This window comes from Pseudomonas sp. REP124, from assembly GCF_020164475.1.
In the GTDB taxonomy this organism is placed as follows: Bacteria; Pseudomonadota; Gammaproteobacteria; order Pseudomonadales; family Pseudomonadaceae; genus Aquipseudomonas.
This window is the reverse complement of the sequence record NZ_JAIQWX010000125.1, coordinates 1-18,337: the sequence shown is the minus strand read 5'-3', so window position 1 is coordinate 18,337 and position 18,337 is coordinate 1. Positions and strand designations below refer to the sequence as shown.

The 18,337-nt window shown below is 59.9% G+C and carries 15 protein-coding genes; 6 read left to right on the top strand and 9 right to left on the bottom strand.

Annotated elements, in window-relative coordinates; translation table 11 throughout:
• Position 1: 1 nt before the first annotated feature.
• From cysG to K9857_RS23775, 6 genes are all read right to left on the bottom strand, one after another.
• A complete protein-coding gene (gene cysG / locus K9857_RS23800) occupies positions 2 to 1,396 on the bottom strand; it encodes a siroheme synthase CysG (RefSeq protein ID WP_224539907.1) in 1,395 nt (464 codons plus the stop codon).
• On the bottom strand, positions 1,397 to 2,677 hold the full coding sequence (gene serS, locus K9857_RS23795; protein WP_224539905.1) for a serine--tRNA ligase: 1,281 nt from the start codon (positions 2,675 to 2,677) through the stop codon (positions 1,397 to 1,399).
• Between the two features lie 15 nt (positions 2,678 to 2,692).
• Positions 2,693 to 3,067: a fluoride efflux transporter CrcB gene (gene crcB, locus K9857_RS23790; RefSeq protein ID WP_075947929.1), complete on the bottom strand. Its 375-nt coding sequence runs from the start codon at positions 3,065 to 3,067 to the stop codon at positions 2,693 to 2,695.
• Positions 3,067 to 4,389, bottom strand: a complete 1,323-nt coding sequence (locus K9857_RS23785; RefSeq protein WP_224539909.1) for a replication-associated recombination protein A — start codon at positions 4,387 to 4,389, stop codon at positions 3,067 to 3,069. Before K9857_RS23785 ends, crcB begins: the two co-directional genes overlap by 1 nt.
• 149 nt (positions 4,390 to 4,538) lie before the next feature.
• A complete protein-coding gene (gene lolA / locus K9857_RS23780; RefSeq protein ID WP_224539902.1) occupies positions 4,539 to 5,162 on the bottom strand; it encodes an outer membrane lipoprotein chaperone LolA in 624 nt (207 codons plus the stop codon).
• A gap of 65 nt (positions 5,163 to 5,227) precedes the next feature.
• On the bottom strand, positions 5,228 to 7,636 hold the full coding sequence (locus K9857_RS23775) for a DNA translocase FtsK (RefSeq protein WP_224539900.1): 2,409 nt from the start codon (positions 7,634 to 7,636) through the stop codon (positions 5,228 to 5,230).
• A gap of 304 nt (positions 7,637 to 7,940) precedes the next feature.
• On the opposite strand from K9857_RS23775, the gene trxB reads away from it, so the two are divergent.
• The 4 genes from trxB (at position 7,941) to infA (ending at position 10,738) form a co-directional block, all read left to right on the top strand.
• Positions 7,941 to 8,900: a thioredoxin-disulfide reductase gene (gene trxB / locus K9857_RS23770; RefSeq protein ID WP_224539898.1), complete on the top strand. Its 960-nt coding sequence runs from the start codon at positions 7,941 to 7,943 to the stop codon at positions 8,898 to 8,900.
• 62 nt (positions 8,901 to 8,962) lie between these two features.
• Positions 8,963 to 9,643, top strand: coding sequence for a leucyl/phenylalanyl-tRNA--protein transferase (aat, locus tag K9857_RS23765; RefSeq protein ID WP_224539896.1), 681 nt, complete (start codon positions 8,963 to 8,965; stop codon positions 9,641 to 9,643).
• Positions 9,644 to 9,699: 56 nt separating this feature from the next.
• On the top strand, positions 9,700 to 10,407 hold the full coding sequence (locus tag K9857_RS23760) for an arginyltransferase (protein WP_224539894.1): 708 nt from the start codon (positions 9,700 to 9,702) through the stop codon (positions 10,405 to 10,407).
• A 112-nt stretch (positions 10,408 to 10,519) separates the two neighbouring features.
• Positions 10,520 to 10,738: a translation initiation factor IF-1 gene (gene infA, locus K9857_RS23755; protein WP_002553999.1), complete on the top strand. Its 219-nt coding sequence runs from the start codon at positions 10,520 to 10,522 to the stop codon at positions 10,736 to 10,738.
• 250 nt (positions 10,739 to 10,988) lie between these two features.
• On the opposite strand, the gene clpA is transcribed toward infA, so the two are convergent.
• The gene (gene clpA / locus K9857_RS23750) at positions 10,989 to 13,259 is read right to left on the bottom strand and encodes an ATP-dependent Clp protease ATP-binding subunit ClpA (RefSeq protein ID WP_224539892.1); all 2,271 of its coding nucleotides are present in this window, start codon (positions 13,257 to 13,259) and stop codon (positions 10,989 to 10,991) included.
• A gap of 30 nt (positions 13,260 to 13,289) precedes the next feature.
• On the bottom strand, positions 13,290 to 13,673 hold the full coding sequence (gene clpS / locus K9857_RS23745; protein WP_150768466.1) for an ATP-dependent Clp protease adapter ClpS: 384 nt from the start codon (positions 13,671 to 13,673) through the stop codon (positions 13,290 to 13,292).
• A gap of 224 nt (positions 13,674 to 13,897) precedes the next feature.
• Here clpS and cspD point away from each other — a divergent pair, with 224 nt between their 5' ends.
• Complete coding sequence (cspD, locus tag K9857_RS30320) at positions 13,898 to 14,167, top strand: cold shock domain-containing protein CspD (protein ID WP_263488022.1); 270 nt, start codon at positions 13,898 to 13,900, stop codon at positions 14,165 to 14,167.
• Positions 14,168 to 14,248: 81 nt separating this feature from the next.
• Here cspD and icd read toward each other — a convergent pair whose 3' ends face one another.
• Positions 14,249 to 15,505: an NADP-dependent isocitrate dehydrogenase gene (icd, locus tag K9857_RS23735; RefSeq protein ID WP_224539890.1), complete on the bottom strand. Its 1,257-nt coding sequence runs from the start codon at positions 15,503 to 15,505 to the stop codon at positions 14,249 to 14,251.
• Between the two features lie 492 nt (positions 15,506 to 15,997).
• Here icd and K9857_RS23730 point away from each other — a divergent pair, with 492 nt between their 5' ends.
• On the top strand, positions 15,998 to 18,223 hold the full coding sequence (locus K9857_RS23730; RefSeq protein ID WP_224539888.1) for an NADP-dependent isocitrate dehydrogenase: 2,226 nt from the start codon (positions 15,998 to 16,000) through the stop codon (positions 18,221 to 18,223).
• Positions 18,224 to 18,337: the final 114 nt, after the last annotated feature.

Sequence of the window (18,337 nt, the reverse complement as noted above, 5' to 3'; positions counted from 1 at the left end):
TTCAGACCTGCCCCTGCGCCCCTTCAAACCACGCCAGCTTCTCGCGCAGCTGCACCACTTCCCCCACGATCACTAGCGTCGGCGCATGCACTTCATGCTCCGCCACCAGTTGCGGCAGATCCGCCAGGGTGCCGGTGAACACCCGCTGATTGACGGTGGTGCCCTGCTGGATCAAGGCCGCCGGGGTATCGGCGGCGCGACCGTGTTGAATCAGCTGCTCGCAGATGATCGGCAAACCGACCAGACCCATGTAGAACACCAGGGTCTGCGCCGGCGCCACCAGATCAGCCCATGGCAGATCGGTGGAGCCGTCCTTGAGGTGACCGGTGACAAACCGCACAGATTGCGCGTAGTCGCGGTGAGTCAGCGGAATCCCGGCGTAGGCCGCGCAACCGCTGGCTGCGGTGATGCCCGGCACCACCTGGAACGGGATGCCCTGGGCCGCCAGCTCCTCGATCTCTTCCCCGCCACGGCCGAAGATGAACGGATCACCGCCCTTCAACCGCACCACGCGCTTGCCGGCCTTGGCCAGGTCCACCAGTTGCTGGTTGATCTGATCCTGCGGCACGGCGTGATCGGCGCGGCGCTTGCCGACGTAAACCCGTTCGGCATCGCGACGGCACAGTTCGATGATCGCCGGTGCTACCAGACGGTCATACAGCACCACGTCGGCTTGTTGCATCAGGCGCAAGGCACGGAAGGTCAAGAGGTCAGGATCACCAGGCCCCGCACCCACCAGATACACCTCGCCAGTGGCAACCGGCGGCTCTCCATCGACTTTCGCCTGCAACAGACGCTCGGCTTCGGCGCCCTGCCCGGCCAGTTGCCGGTCGGCAATCGGGCCCTGGAACACGTCTTCCCAGAACGCGCGACGCTGTTGCACATCCGGGAACAGCTTTTTCACCTGATGACGGAAACGCGCCGCCAGACCGGCCAGTTGACCGTAGGTGGAAGGAATCCAGGTTTCGATCTTGGCGCGGATCAGTCGAGCCAGCACCGGCGCATCGCCACCGCTGGACACGGCGATGATCAAGGGCGAGCGGTCGACGATCGCCGGGAAGATCACGCTGCACAGGGACGGCGCATCCACCACATTGACCGGCACGCAACGCCGATGGGCATCGGCGGAAACTAGCGCGTTGAGCGACTCGTCATCGGTGGCGGCAATGATCAGCCCGCAACCGTCCAGGTCTGCCTCGACGTAACCGCGCAGCACGCACTCGCCACCGCTGGCGGTAACCAGTTCGCGCAATTGCTGTTCGATTTGGGGTGCGACCACCCGCAGCAGCGCACCGGCATCGGCCAGCAGGCGAGATTTGCGCAAAGCAATTTCCCCCCCGCCGACGACCAACACACGACTGCCGCGCAGGTTATGGAACAGCGGCAGATAGTCCATTTAGCCGATGACCTCGAGGCCACCCATGTACGGCTTCAGCACGTCCGGTACACGGATCGAACCGTCGGCCTGCTGGTAGTTTTCCAGCACCGCCACCAGGGTACGACCGACCGCCAGGCCGGAACCGTTCAGGGTGTGCACCAGTTCCGGCTTGCCGGTTTCCGGGTTGCGGAAACGCGCCTGCATGCGGCGGGCCTGGAAGTCGCCGCAGTTGGAGCACGACGAAATTTCACGGTACTTGTCCTGGCTCGGAATCCACACTTCCAGGTCATAGGTCTTGACCGCGCTGAAGCCCATGTCGCCGGTGCACAGCGCCAGGGTGCGGTAAGGCAGTTGCAGCAATTGCAGGACTTTCTCGGCGTTGGCGGTCAGACCTTCCAGCGCTTCCATCGATTTCGATGGCTCGACGATCTGCACCATCTCGACCTTGTCGAATTGGTGTTGGCGGATCATGCCGCGGGTGTCACGACCCGATGCGCCGGCTTCGCTGCGGAAGCACGGGGTGTGGGCGACGAACTTGATCGGCAGCAGTTTCGAATCGACGATTTCGCCGGCGACGATGTTGGTCAGCGACACTTCGGCGGTCGGGATCAGGTACAGGTCGGCTTCGCCTTCGCGGCCGATCTTGAACAGGTCTTCCTCGAACTTCGGCAACTGACCGGTGCCTTGCAGGGCCGGTGCCTGGACCAGATAAGGCGTGTAAGCCTCTTCATAGCCGTGCTCGGTCACGTGCAGGTTGATCATGAATTGCGCCAGGGCGCGGTGCAGGCGGGCGATCGGGCCACGCAGCAGGGCGAAGCGTGCGCCGGACAGCTTGGCGGCGGTTTCGAAGTCCAGCCAGCCGAATTTCTCGCCCAGGGCGACATGGTCCTGGACCGGGAAATCGAAGGCGGTCGGCGTGCCCCAGCGGCGCACTTCGACGTTGCCGTCTTCGTCTTCGCCGACCGGCACCGATTCGTGCGGCAGGTTGGGGATGCCCAGCAGGATCGAATCCAGCTCGGACTGGATCGCGTCCAGTTCGGTTTTACCGGCACTCAACTCGTTCGCCATGCGCTCGACGTCAGCCATCAACGGCGCGATGTCTTCGCCGCGCTGCTTGGCCTGACCGATGGATTTGGAGCGCGCGTTACGTTCAGCCTGCAGTGCTTCGGTGCGGGTCTGGACGGTCTTGCGCTGTTCTTCCAGCGCTTCGATGCGCGCGACATCCAGGGCATAGCCACGGGAAGCCAGGCGGTCCGCTACGTCCTGAAGGTTGCTACGTAACAGTTTGGAATCGAGCATGTCGGTTTCTCGTTATCAAAGTTTGGTCAGGGACAGGCCGGCCCAGGTGGCGAGCAGCCCGCCGAATACGCTGATGGCCGCATAGCCCAGGGCCAGCGGCACTTGCCCGCTTTCCAGCAGACGCACCGTATCCAGTGAAAAGGATGAAAAAGTTGTCAGCCCTCCGAGGAAGCCGACGATCAACCCGGCACGCACCTCGATCGGCACCTCCGGGCGAATCAAAAACAGACCGTATAGAACGCCGATCAGCAAACAGCCCACGATATTAACGGCCAGCGTCGCGGTATAGAAGTGCCGCGGCCAATTCGCGTTGATCCAGTTACCCGTGGCGAAGCGCAACAGGGTGCCGGCCATCCCGCCGACGGAAACCGCAATGATCAGGGGAACCACTATTTTCTCCGCTGCCGGGGGCTTAGACGATCGAGTTGAGCCAGATGGTTGAGCTTCTCGCCGATCTTCAATTCCAGGCCGCGAGGCACCGGCTGGTAGAACGGAATCGGGTCGAGTTCTTCCGGGAAATAGTCTTCACCGGCGGCGTAGGCGTCCGGTTCGTCGTGGGCGTAGCGGTACTCGTCGCCGTAGCCCAGCTGCTTCATAAGCTTGGTCGGCGCGTTGCGCAGGTGCAGCGGCACTTCCAGCGAGCCGTGTTCGGCGGCGGCACGCAGCGCGGTCTTGAAGCCCATGTACACCGCGTTGCTTTTCGGAGCGCAGGCCAGATAGGTGATGGCCTGGGCCACCGCCAGCTCGCCTTCGGGACTGCCCAGGCGCTCCTGCACTTCCCACGCTGCCAGGCACAAGCTCAGGGCGCGAGGGTCGGCGTTGCCGATGTCTTCACTGGCCATGCGCACCACGCGCCGGGCCAGGTACAGCGGATCGCAACCGCCGTCGATCATCCGGGCAAACCAGTACAGCGCGCCGTCAGGGTTGGAACCGCGCACCGATTTATGCAGCGCGGATATCTGGTCGTAGAAGGCTTCGCCGCCCTTGTCGAAACGGCGGCGGGTATCGCCGAGCAGGCTTTGCAGCAGATCGACGCCCATCTCGCTGTTGTCTTCGGCCAGATCCGAGGCGTTTTCCAGCAGGTTCAGCAAGCGCCGGCCATCGCCATCGGCGGCCGACAACAGCATCTGGAAGCCTTCATCGCTGAGGGTCAGATTGCGTTTGCCCAACCCTCGCTCTTCAGTGAGCGCACGGTGCACCAGTTTGCGCAGCGCCGTTTCGTCGAGGCTTTTCAGCACATAGACGCGGGCACGGGAGAGCAAGGCGTTGTTGAGTTCGAACGAGGGGTTTTCGGTGGTCGCGCCGATGAAAATCAGCGTGCCATCCTCGACATAGGGCAGGAACGCATCCTGCTGGGATTTGTTGAAGCGGTGAACTTCGTCGACGAACAGGATGGTGCGGCGGCCGTACTGCGCGGCCTGTTGCTTGGCGATTTCCACCGCCTGCCGGATTTCCTTGACCCCGGCCAGCACCGCCGAGACCGTTTCGAAGTGCGCATCCGAGACTTCTGCCAGCAACCGCGCCAGGGTGGTCTTGCCTACCCCGGGCGGTCCCCAGAAGATCATGGAATGCAGTGCACCCTGCTCCAGGGCCTCACGCAAAGGCTTGCCGCGAGCGAGCACATGCTCCTGACCGACGTACTCGTCCAGATTAGTCGCACGCAAACGCGCGGCCAGTGGCTGGGAGATCGGGGCACTGCGAAACAGGTCCATCACTGCTTATGAAACCTCATTGCCTTGATCAAATCCCCTGTAGGAGCGAATTCATTCGCGATGGACTCAAGGGCACCGCTGGGTGTCAGGCTTCCAGCGTTATCGTTGACGACCATCGCGAATGAATTCGCTCCTACAGGGGTATGTGTTTATTCCTGGATTACGTCCGCACCCTTGGGTACATCGAACTTGAACTTGGACGCAGGGATCGGTTCGTTGGCCTTCACGCCGGTGAACAGGATGTTGGTGCGCTGGCCGACGCTGTCGATCAGTTGCATATCATTGACCAGACCGTTGCGGAACGACAGACGCAGGCTGTCGAACAGGGTGTCCTTGGTTTTCGGTTTGAGGGTGAAGTCGATCACGCCGCCGGCTTCCTTGGCGCTGATGTCGAAGCTCTGGCTGATCTTGGACACGTCACCGGACAGCAACAGGGCCGGGGTCTGGGTCAGGCGAACATCCAATTTCTTGATGGTCGCCTGCTCGAGGTCCGGGTCCCAAAGGGTGACCTTGGCGCCATCCGACACCACCAACTGCTCCTGCGGTGCATCGGTATGCCAGTAGAACAGACCTGGGCGCTGCAGCGACATCTGCCCGGCGGTTTCCTGCAACTGCGTGCCGGACCCGTCGAGGGTCAGTTGGGAGAAACGTGCGCTCAGGGTCTGGGATTTTTCCAGCAACTGAGTCAGACGCGCCACGTCCTTGTCATCGGCGTGGGCCGAGAGGGTGGTCAAAGCCAGTACCGGCAGCAACAACATGCGGATCAGACGCATGGGAGTCCTCATAACATTCGTGGGAGTGCGGGTGGTGCCAGAGAGCCCCACCCTTTCAAATTCGGTCAGTCGCGCACCTGGCCAGGGGCCAGGACTTCACGCGAACCGTTGGTGTTCATGGCCGTCACGACCCCGGCCATTTCCATGGCTTCGATCATGCGCGCGGCGCGGTTGTAGCCGATCTTCAGCTTGCGCTGAACCGCGGAAATGGAAGCGCGGCGGCTTTCCAGAACGAACTGCACCGCCTCGTCATACAGCGCGTCAGCCTCGGGATCGTCGCCGTCGCCACCGCCGCTGCTGCCTTCGAAACCACTGCCCGCCTCTTCGACACCGTTGAGGATGTCGTCGTTGTACTCCGGCGCGCCACGCAGTTTCCAGGCCTCCACCACACGATGCACTTCATCGTCGGAAACGAACGCGCCGTGAACCCGGATCGGCAGGCTGGTGCCTGGCGGCATGTAGAGCATGTCACCGTGACCCAGCAGCTGTTCGGCGCCGCCCTGGTCGATGATGGTCCGCGAGTCGATCTTGCTCGATACCTGGAACGCCATGCGGGTCGGGATGTTGGCCTTGATCAGACCGGTGATCACATCCACCGACGGACGCTGGGTCGCGAGGATGAGGTGGATACCCGCCGCCCGCGCCTTCTGCGCGATACGGGCGATCAGTTCTTCTACCTTCTTGCCGACGATCATCATCATGTCGGCGAATTCGTCGACCACCACCACGATGGTCGGCAGCTTGCTCAGCAGCGGCGCTTCGTCGTGGATGCTTTCGCGCTTGTACAGCGGATCGCTCAACGGCTCGCCGGCCTCGATGGCTTCCTTGACCTTGGCGTTGAAGCCCGACAGGTTCCGCACGCCCAGCTTGGCCATCAGCTTGTAGCGCCGCTCCATCTCGGCAACGCTCCAGCGCAGGGCGTTAGCCGCGTCCTTCATGTCGGTGACCACCGGACACAGCAGGTGCGGAATGCCTTCGTAGATCGACAGTTCGAGCATCTTCGGGTCGATCATGATCAGCTTGGCGTCTTCAGGGCCGGACTTGAACAGGATCGACAGGATCATCGCGTTCACACCCACCGACTTACCGGAACCGGTGGTACCGGCCACCAGCAGGTGAGGCATTTTCGCAAGGTCAGTGATGACCGGCTTGCCGCCGATGTCGTGACCGAGGGCCAGGGTGACCGGCGACTTGAAGTTATCGTACTCGGGGGTCGACAGCACTTCGGAGAAGCGCACGATCTGCCGGTCTTCGTTGGGAATCTCGATACCTACGGTGGTCTTGCCCGGAATCACCTCGACGACACGCACACTGGTCACGGCCAGGGAACGCGCAAGGTCTTTGGCGAGGTTGGCGATGCGGCTGACCTTGACCCCGGCTGCCGGCTGGATTTCGTAACGGGTAATCACCGGACCCGGGTGAATCGAATCCACGGTGACTTCGACGCCGAATTCCTTGAGCTTGATTTCCAGCAGATGGCCGACAGCGGCCAGGGATTCCGGCGAGTAATTGAGTTGTTTCTTTTCCGCGGGGTCGAGAATCGAGATCGGCGGCAAGGTGCCTTCCACGGCGCTGTCGACGAACAACGGCGCCTGTTTCTCTTTCTCCACGCGCTTGCTCGGCGCTGGCGGCTTGACCGGTGCCGGGGCGATGACCGGCGGCACCTGCTTCTCGCGCTCGGACATATGCTTGCTCAGGGCCTGCTCGCGCTCGATCAGACGCTCCTTGACCTTGGCCTGCTCGCGCTTGTCAGTGACGGTCGGCGCGACCACGTCATGCACGCGATCATCGACTTCGCGCAATTGCGCGACCAGTTGCTTACGCTCGGTACGGGCCGCCCACCAGCGATTGGCGGCGCCCTGGAACAGTTCGAACAGATCGAGGGTGATCTTGCCGGTGATGTCCATCACCTTGAACCACGACAGGTCGGTGAACACCGTCAGGCCGAACAGGAACAGGGCAATGAACAAAAGCGTGCTGCCCTGGATATTCAGGGCGTTGCGAGCCAGATCCCCCAGGCTTTCGCCCAGCGCACCGCCAGCACCGGCAGGCAGGCCGGTCGCGGCATGGAAATGGATATGCGCCAGGGCGGCGCCGGACAGGACCAGGAACACCAGGCCGATCAGGCGCCAGGAGAACAGCCAGCCGCTCCACTGCCACGGCTCGTGGCGCTGACGGAAGATCTGATAAGCCTTGATGGCGAGCAACAACGGGAAGATGTAAGCGAAGTAACCCAGCACCATGAACAGGATGTCGGCACTGTAGGAGCCCGCCGGGCCGCCGAAATTCTGCACGTCGTCGATCTTGCTGTTGTGGCTCCAGCCCGGATCGTCCTTGCCATAGGTCAGCAAGGCCATCATCAGGAACAGGCACAACGCACCGATGGCGATCAATGCACCTTCCTTGAGCCGGTAGTGCAAGTGCTGGCGCCAGAGCGGAACGACTGTCTTGGGTGCTTCGGTGGATTTCTTCAAAACGCTTCTATTCCTGCGCCAATGGCGCGTCCATCTGGTGAATGTCTAAAAACTGCCCAATCCAGGCAGGTAAAAAAGTGAAGACGCTTAACTGGGACTACTTTTAACACTGCGCCCCGGCTTTTATAAACACGAGGCGCAACGCTTATTTTGTTACAGACACTGTTACAACCGGGCATTGTACGGGTTTGTTCGTTCGATGCCATGTTTGAAACACTGTAAGCAGCATAGTCAAAAGCCCGATACATGCGGCTCAATTTGAGCATGCATTTTCTTTTGTGACAAAGGCTTATGAGGTGTTTTTATGAGCGCAGCGCAACATCACCGCCTGATCATTCTCGGCTCCGGCCCCGCCGGTTACAGCGCCGCCGTGTATGCCGCCCGCGCCAACCTCAAACCCGTTGTCATCACTGGCATACAGGCAGGTGGCCAGCTCACGACAACGGTCGAAGTCGACAACTGGCCTGGCGATGTCGAAGGTCTCACCGGGCCGGTCCTGATGGACCGCATGCAACGACACGCCGAACGCTTCGACACACAGATTGTTTACGACCATATCCACACCGCCAAGTTGCAACAACGCCCGTTCGAATTGACCGGTGATAGTGACACTTACACCTGTGATGCACTGATTATTGCCACCGGCGCATCGGCACAGTATCTGGGCCTGCCTTCGGAAGAGACATTTGCCGGCAAGGGCGTTTCCGCCTGCGCGACCTGCGATGGCTTCTTTTATCGCAATCAGGTGGTCGCCGTGGTCGGCGGTGGCAATACCGCCGTCGAAGAAGCGTTGTATCTGTCGAATATCGCCAAGGAAGTTCACCTGATCCACCGACGCGACAAGTTACGCTCCGAGAAGATTCTTCAGGACAAACTCTTCGACAAGGCCGCCAACGGCAATGTCCGCCTGCACTGGAACCAGAATCTGGATGAAGTACTGGGCGACTCCAGCGGTGTGACCGGCGCCCGCCTGCGTGACAGTCACAGCGGCGAAATAACTGAACTGGCGCTGGCGGGTGTGTTCATCGCCATTGGCCACAAACCCAATACCGATCTGTTCGTCGGCCAACTGGAAATGCGCGACGGCTATTTGCTGGTCAAGGGCGGCAGCGAAGGCGATGCCACCTCGACCGCCATTCCCGGCGTGTTCGCCGCCGGCGACGTGGCCGATCACGTTTATCGTCAGGCGGTGACCTCGGCCGGGGCCGGATGCATGGCAGCCCTTGACGCGGAAAAATACCTCGACGACATTCCAACTGTTTAACTGCACACTGGTGGCGGGCCTCATACCCGCCACCGCCCTCCCCTTCTGCAAGCCCGGACGCCATGCTGACTTGGTTACAACGCAACTCCCTGACTTTCCCGCCGCTGGAAAAAGCCATGCGCGACCCCAACGGCTTGCTGGCTGCCGGCGGCGACCTGTCCGCCGACCGGTTGATCCAGGCTTACCGCCACGGCTGCTTTCCCTGGTTCTCCGAAGGTCAGCCGATCCTCTGGTGGTCGCCGGACCCGCGCACGGTTTTGTTTCCCGACGAACTGCACGTTTCCCGCAGCCTGAATAAATTGCTGCGCCAACAACGCTATCAGGTGACTTTCGACAAGGATTTCGCCGCAGTCATCCACGCCTGCGCCGCGCCAAGGGAATACGCCGACGGCACCTGGATCACCGAAGCCATGCAGGACGCCTACCTGCAACTGCACAAGCGCGGTTACGCGCATTCGGTGGAAGTCTGGGACCAGGGCGTGCTCGTCGGCGGCCTGTACGGCCTGGCGATGGGGCAGCTGTTCTTCGGGGAATCGATGTTCAGCCGTGCCGACAACGCCTCCAAATTCGGCTTCGCGACACTGGTACGCCACCTCAAGGAATCGGGCTTCGTGCTGATCGACTGCCAGATGCCGACCGATCATCTGCACAGCCTGGGCGCACGGTCCATTCCTCGCAGCGCATTCGCCGGCTACCTGGCGCAGTATCTGGATCGGCCTAACCGCGCCACCTGGGTTTGCTGAGCGACTTTCCCCAGCGTGGCTTACAATTAATCAAAAGCTTATCCCGAGGGTTGATCATGACCGAGTTGGCGCGTTTGAAGTTCTATGCCACTCAGCCCCACTCTTGCAGCTATCTGCCTGAGGAGCAGGCCACGACCCTGTTCCTCGATCCCAGCCAGCCCATGGATGTGCACGTCTATGCAGACCTGTCGGAAATGGGTTTTCGTCGCAGTGGCGACCATCTGTATCGACCTCATTGCCAGAACTGCAATGCGTGCGTACCGGCGCGTATTCCCGTGGCGCAGTTCACGCCAAACCGCCAGCAGAAACGCATTTTCAAGCGCAACGCCGACTTGCAGGTACGCCCGGCCAGGCCCGGCTTCAGCGAAGAGTACTTCGACCTTTACCAGCGTTACATCGAACAGCGGCACGCCGACGGCGACATGTACCCACCCAGTCGCGATCAGTTTTCGACCTTCCTGGTGCGCGACCTGCCGTTTTCGCGCTTCTATGAATTCCGCCTCGATGGCCGACTGGTAGCGATTGCCGTCACCGACCTTCTGCCGAACGGTCTGTCGGCGGTCTACACCTTCTACGAACCGGAGGAAGAACGACGCAGCCTAGGGCGGTTCGCCATTCTCTGGCAGATTGCCGAGGCCCGGCGTTTGGGGCTGGAAGCGGTGTATCTGGGCTACTGGATCAAAAACTGCAAAAAAATGAGCTACAAGACCCAATATCGCCCTATCGAGCTGCTGGTAAACCAGCGCTGGGTTGTTTTGAACTAGCGCAGCCCTTCAAACCCCTTGGCTTGACCCCTACTTTTCGGGCACAATGCACGCCGCTTTTGCCTGGCGCAGTTGCACCGGGCCATTCACTGGACACCGAGGGCTTTACTGCATGTCGAAAGAAGACAGCTTCGAAATGGAAGGCACTGTCGTCGACACCCTGCCAAACACCATGTTTCGCGTGGAATTGGAAAATGGGCACGTCGTTACCGCGCATATCTCCGGCAAGATGCGCAAGAACTACATTCGTATTCTTACCGGTGACAAAGTGCGCGTCGAGCTGACGCCCTATGACTTGAGCAAAGGGCGCATCACTTACCGCGCTCGCTAAGCAAGTCAATACAAGACGCCCGGCTGATGCCGGGCGTTTTTGTTTGTCTGCGATTTGACGCTCACCCACCACCCTCCTGTAGGAGCCGAGCTTGCTCGCGATGACGGACTGACGGCAAACATTGATGTCGACTGTCAGGTCGCTATCGCGAGCAAGCTCGGCTCCTACAGGGGGTATGGGTTGTGTTTCGGATTTGGCGGACAACAAAAAGGCGCCAATCGGCGCCTTTCTGTTTTGTTGCGGTTTAACGTCAGGCCATTTCGGCCGTGGTCTCGAAGTCGAAGGTCAGTTCGCCGTCCTTGATGTCGATGTGTACCACACCGCCATGTTCGGCCAGCTCGCCAAAGAGAATCTCCTCCGCCAATGGACGCTTGATCTTGTCCTGGATCAGGCGGGCCATGGGTCGAGCACCCATCATCGCGTCGTAACCACCGGCCGCCAGCCAGCTGCGAGCAGCATCGGTGACTTCCAGCAATACGCGCTTGTCTTCCAGTTGCGCCTGAAGTTCGATAAGGAACTTGTCCACCACGCTTTTGATGACTTCATGGCTGAGGCGACCGAACTGGATGATGGTATCCAGACGGTTACGGAACTCAGGCGTGAAGCTCTTCTTGATCACTTCCATCGCATCGGAAGAGTGATCCTGCAGCGTGAAGCCGATCGAAGCACGTGCCGCGGTTTCCGCACCGGCGTTGGTCGTCATGATGACGATCACGTTACGGAAGTCCGCCTTGCGCCCATTGTTGTCGGTCAGCGTACCGTGGTCCATGACCTGCAGCAGCAGGTTGAAGACTTCCGGATGCGCCTTCTCGATTTCATCGAGCAACAGCACGCAGTGCGGTTGCTTGGTGATGGCTTCGGTCAGCAGACCGCCCTGGTCGAACCCGACGTAACCTGGAGGCGCACCGATCAGACGCGATACGGTGTGACGCTCCATGTACTCGGACATGTCGAAGCGAACCAGCTCGACACCCAGCGCCTTGGCCAGTTGCCGCGCCGCTTCGGTCTTGCCGACACCGGTAGGCCCTGCGAACAGGAACGAACCGACCGGCTTGTCCGGCGACTTGAGGCCCGCACGAGACAGCTTGATCGCGGTGGCCAGCGAATCGATCGCCGCATCCTGACCGAACACAGTCAGTTTCAGGTCACGCTCCAGGTTACGCAGCAGTTCCTTGTCGGAGCTGGTGACATGTTTTGGCGGAATCCGCGCAATTTTCGCGACGATGTCCTCGACCTGAGGCACTTCGATACGCTTGACGCGCTTCTCTACCGGCTGCAGACGCTGGTAGGCGCCCGCCTCGTCGATCACATCGATGGCCTTGTCCGGCATGTGCCGGTCATTGATGTAGCGCGACGCCAGTTCGGCAGCGGCACGCAGGGCTTCATCGCTGTATTCGATGTTGTGGTGAGTCTCGAAACGCCCTTTCAGGCCGCGCAGAATGCCGATGGTGTCTTCCACCGACGGCTCCGACACATCGACCTTCTGGAAGCGTCGGGCCAGGGCGCGATCCTTCTCGAAGATCCCGCGGAATTCCTGGAAGGTGGTCGAACCGATGCAACGGATATCACCGGAGGACAGCAGTGGCTTGAGCAGGTTCGAGGCATCCATCACGCCACCGGACGCGGCACCCGCACCGATGATGGTGTGGATTTCGTCGATGAACAGGATGGCCTGCGGACGTTTTTTCAGCTCGTTGAGCAGCGCCTTGAAGCGCTTCTCGAAATCACCGCGGTACTTGGTGCCAGCAAGCAATGCACCCAGATCCAGCGAATAAACGACACTGTTGCTCAGCAGGTCAGGCACCTGGTTGTCGACAATGCGTTTGGCCAGGCCTTCGGCAATCGCGGTTTTACCCACGCCCGCCTCGCCCACCAGCAGCGGATTGTTCTTGCGACGACGCGCCAGGATCTGCGCAACGCGCTCGACTTCCAGCTCACGACCCACCAATGGGTCGATACGCCCTTGGCGCGCGAGCTCATTGAGGTTGCTGGCATAGGCATCCAGAGGATTGCTTGAAGAAGAAGACTCGCCGCCCTCGTCGTCCTGCATATCTTGTTCGCCCTCGGAGTGATCGCCGTGCCCTGGCACTTTGGAAATGCCGTGGGCGATGTAGTTGACGACATCGATACGGGCAACGCTCTGCTGTTTCAGCAGGAACACTGCCTGACTCTCTTGCTCACTGAAGATCGCGACCAGCACGTTGGCGCCAGTCACTTCACGTTTGCCCGAGCTCTGTACGTGAAACACAGCACGTTGCAGGACACGCTGGAAGCCCAGGGTTGGCTGGGTTTCGCGATCTTCGTCATGTACGGGGATCAATGGCGTGGTGGAGTCGATGAACTCCTGCAGATCATGCTTGAGTTTGTCGAGGTTTGCGCCGCACGCACGCAAAACGGTGGCGGCAGCCTCATTATCCAATAGGGCCAGCAGGAGATGCTCGACGGTCATGAACTCATGACGCTTCGAACGTGCCTCCTTGAAGGCAAGATTGAGGGTGACTTCGAGCTCGCGGTTTAACATAGCTTCACCTCATACCCAAGTGTCCGGCGATTAACCGTCCTTCTCGATTTCACAGAGTAGCGGATGCTGGCTTTCCCTGGCGTACTGGTTGACCTGCATGGCCTTGGTCTCGGCGATGTCGCGGGTAAACACTCCACATACTGCCCGTCCTTCGGTATGGACGGCCAGCATGACCTTGGTCGCCAGCTCGCGATTCAGGTTAAAAAACACCTCGAGCACTTCGACGACGAAATCCATCGGTGTGTAGTCATCATTAAACAAAACCACCTTGTACATTGGCGGCGCCTGTAAAGCAGGCTTGGCCTCCTGAACAGCAATGCCTGCGGAATCGTCGTCGTGTTCCTCCGGGTGGTCCTTTTGGAGAAACGGGCGATCCTGATTGAATGTTAGTCGAATCTGGCTGATTGCATGCATGGAAAGAAAGGTTCGTCTGTTGTGCGAATACAGTGGTGGGGGCGGCCCCGGGCGATTTCAACTCCGACTGCCGGGTCAACTTGACTATCGGCAAAACGGTGTTACAACCAATAGAGCCCACAGTGGGTAAAAAAGATCCGCGGAGTCAACTTCTTTTCGAAAAACGACTGCGGATGGACTGGATGATACTCCAGTGATGGGGTCTGTTGCAGAGGGATATGAGCATGGCGTTCGGCAAGGTGAAATGGTTCAACAATGCCAAGGGATACGGCTTCATCAATGAGGACGGCAAGACAGAAGACCTGTTTGCCCACTACTCGGCCATCAAGATGGATGGCTACAAGACACTGAAGGCAGGCCAGGCTGTCTCCTTCAATATCATCCAGGGACCCAAGGGTCTGCACGCGGTCGAGATTCACGACGCCGCGGTCAAGAACGCTGATGCAGCGGCAGTCGCGGCGCCCAACAGCGCCCATGACACTGCACTGAGCTGACCGAACCGCCCGTAATCCAGTCATTAAAAAACCGCCCGGCTCACTGAGCCGGGCGGTTTTTTCGTTGCCTGAACGGGCGTATTACATGTGCCTGATCAGCGCTTCACCGAAGCCGGAAGACGACACCAGGGTGGCACCTTCCATCAGACGTTCGAAGTCATAGGTCACGGTCTTGGCCTTGATTGCGCCATTGGTGCCCTTGATGATCAGGTCCGCCGCCTCGGTCCAGCCCAGGTGACGCAGCATCATCTCAGCCGAGAGAATCACCGAACCCGGGTTGACCTGGTCCTTGCCGGCATACTTGGGCGCGGTGCCATGGGTCGCCTCGAACATGGCCACGGTGTCGGACAGGTTGGCGCCAGGCGCAATACCGATACCGCCCACTTCCGCCGCCAGCGCGTCGGAGAGGTAGTCACCATTGAGGTTCAGGGTGGCAATCACATCGTATTCGGCCGGACGCAGCAGGATCTGCTGGAGCATGGCGTCGGCGATGGCATCCTTGACGATGACTTCGCGGCCGGTTTTCGGGTTCTTGAACTTCATCCACGGGCCGCCATCGAGCAGCTCGGCGCCGAATTCGTTCTTCGCAACCTCGTAGCCCCAGTCCTTGAAGGCACCTTCGGTGAACTTCATGATGTTGCCCTTGTGCACGATGGTCAGCGACTTGCGATCGTTGTCCACCACGTACTGCAACGCTTTGCGCACCAGACGCTCCGTGCCTTCTTTCGAGACCGGCTTGATGCCGATGCCGCAATCCTGGTCGAAACGGATCTTGGTGACACCCATTTCTTCCTTCAGGAACTTGATGACTTTGGTCGCTTCAGGCGAACCGGCCTTCCACTCGATACCGGCATAAATGTCTTCGGAGTTTTCGCGGAAGATCACCATGTCGACGTCGCCTGGTTTTTTCACCGGGCTTGGCACACCGTCGAACCATACGACCGGACGCAGGCAGACATACAGGTCCAGCTGTTGGCGCAGGGCAACGTTGAGCGAACGGATACCACCGCCGACCGGGGTGGTCAGGGGCCCCTTGATGGAGACCACGTAATCTTTGACGGCATCCAGGGTTTCCTGGGGCAGCCAGGTGTCCTGGTCGTAAACCTGGGTGGCCTTCTCGCCAGCATAGACTTCCATCCAGGAAATCTTGCGCTTGCCCCCATAGGCCTTTTCCACGGCAGCATCAACCACTTTGATCATGACGGGACTGACGTCGACGCCAATACCGTCGCCTTCGATGAACGGGATGATCGGATTGTCAGGAACATTGAGAGAATGGTCTGCGTTGACGGTGATTTTGTCACCGACGGCTGGAACCTGAATCTTCTTGTAACCCATGCTGAACTCCATCGATTGGATTGAACATCTGGCTTGGTTCGAGCGTAACCCAGTTAAATCAACGCGCAAACCCTATGTTCCGACGATCTGCCTTCGAGCCTTGTAATTGGCGCGCTACAAGCCTGAAAGCAAAGGGAAAAGCGCCATTTTCAAGCACGACGAATGACGCCGCTTGCGACCCGCCCCTGCGACCTTTAGACCAATGGACGAGATTCGTTGCGTATGAACCATCGGCAGATTGCCAGCTACCTATGTATAATGCCGCCGCTGACCAAAGGGTCACGACGGTTCGAGTGCTCCATGACGAGGCTTTGAACCTGAAATGTCGGTCTGTTATCGCAGCCCGGCTAGTTGACGCCCTACTGATGCACCCAACATCACAGCAACGAAACCTCGATATTCGGCTCATGGATGACTTTGAACGAACGCGCTTACCCGGCGCCCTCGAGTTTCTGCGCACGCTTTAGCAAAGAAGAGAGAGTTAATCCGAATATGCCCACCCGCTCGAAGATCATCTATACCTTCACCGACGAAGCTCCCGCCCTCGCCACCTATTCACTGTTGCCTATCGTAGAGGCCTTCACCGCCTCGGCTGATATCGCCGTTGAAACCCGCGATATCTCTCTTGCAGGGCGCATCCTTTCCAGCTTCCCCGAGCAACTGGGCGACAAAGCCGTAGCAGACCACCTCGCCGAACTGGGCGAACTGGCTATTACGCCTGAAGCCAACATCATCAAATTGCCGAACATCAGTGCCTCGGTTCCGCAGCTGCAAGCCGCGATCAAGGAACTGCAAGCCCAGGGTTACAACTTGCCGGACTACCCGGAAACCGTGACCAGCGATGCTGACAAAGACGTCAAGGCCCGTTACGACAAGGTCAAGGGCAGCGCCGTGAACCCGGTTCTGCGCGAAGGCAACTCCGACCGCCGCGCACCGCTGTCGGTCAAGAACTACGCTCGCAAGCACCCGCACAAAATGGGCGCCTGGGCTGCCGACTCCAAGTCCCACGTTGCCCACATGAGCACCGGCGACTTCTACGGCAGCGAAAAAGCCGCCCTGATCGACGCCGCTGACACCGTGAAGATCGAGCTGATCGCGAAAGACGGCACCGCGACCGTCCTGAAAGAAAAAACCAGCGTTCAGGCTGGCGAGATCCTCGACTGCGCCGTGATGAGCAAAAACGCCCTGCGTGCTTTCATCGCCGCTGAAATCGAAAGCGCCAAGCAACAAGGCGTGCTGCTGTCGGTTCACCTCAAAGCCACCATGATGAAGGTCTCCGACCCGATCATGTTCGGCCAGATCGTTGCCGAGTTCTATAAAGACGCCCTGGCCAAGCACGCTGACGTGCTGGCGCAGATCGGCTTCAACCTGAACAACGGCATCGGCGACCTGTACGCCCGCATCAAATCCCTGCCGGCCGAGCAGCAAGCTGCCATCGAAGCCGACATCCAGGCGGTGTACGCCGTTCGTCCTTCGCTGGCGATGGTCAACTCCGACAAGGGCATCACCAACCTGCACGTGCCGAGCGACGTCATCGTCGACGCCTCGATGCCGGCCATGATCCGTGACTCCGGCAAGATGTGGGGCACCGACGGCCAACTGCACGACACCAAGGCCGTGATCCCGGACCGTTGCTACGCCACCATCTATCAGGCAGTGATCGAAGACTGCAAGGCCAACGGTGCGTTCGATCCGACTACCATGGGCAGCGTGCCTAACGTTGGTCTGATGGCCAAGAAAGCCGAAGAATACGGCTCCCACGACAAGACCTTCCAGATCAAGGTCGACGGCGTGGTTCGCGTAACCGACAGCAAAGGCGTGGTACTGATGGAGCAGGCTGTTGAGGCCGGCGACATCTTCCGCATGTGCCAGACCAAAGACGCGCCGATCCAGGACTGGGTCAAGCTGGCCGTCAACCGTGCCCGCGCAAGCGCCACTCCGGCCATTTTCTGGCTGGACCCGATGCGCGCTCACGACGGCGTGGTGATCGAGAAAGTTCAGGCCTACCTGAAGGATCACGACACTGCCGGTCTGGACATCCAGATCATGGCGCCAGTCGCCGCGATGAAGTACACCCTGCAGCGCACCCGCGAAGGCAAGGACACCATTTCGGTCACCGGTAACGTTCTGCGTGACTACCTGACCGACCTGTTCCCGATCATGGAACTGGGCACCAGCGCCAAGATGCTGTCGATCGTACCGCTGATGAACGGCGGTGGCCTGTTCGAAACCGGCGCCGGCGGTTCGGCTCCGAAGCACGTTCAGCAGCTGCTGGAAGAGAACTTCCTGCGCTGGGATTCCCTGGGCGAGTTCCTGGCCCTGGCCGCTTCCCTGGAACACCTGGGCGTGAACTACGACAACGCCAAGGCGCTGGTTCTGTCCAAGACACTGGACCAGGCCACCGGCCTGTTCCTGGACAACAACAAGTCGCCATCGCGTAAAGTCGGCAACATCGACAACCGCGGCAGCCACTTCTACCTGGCGCTGTACTGGGCCCAGGCCCTGGCCACCCAGACCGAAGACACTGCTCTGCAAGCGCAGTTCGCACCTCTGGCCAAGACCCTGACCGAGAACGAAGCAACCATCGTTGCCGAGCTCAACGCCGTTCAGGGCAAGCCAGTGGACATCGGTGGTTACTACCACGCCGATGCCGAGCTGATCAGCAAGGCCATGCGTCCAAGCGCAACGCTGAACGCGGCGATTGCTGCACTGGTTTAAGCTGTAGCGATGTAAAGAAGCCCCGGCCTAGTGCCGGGGTTTCTGTTTTTGCCTCAAACATTTTTCTGGCAAACACCGGACCAATGTGGGAGCGGGCTTGCTCGCGAATGCGGT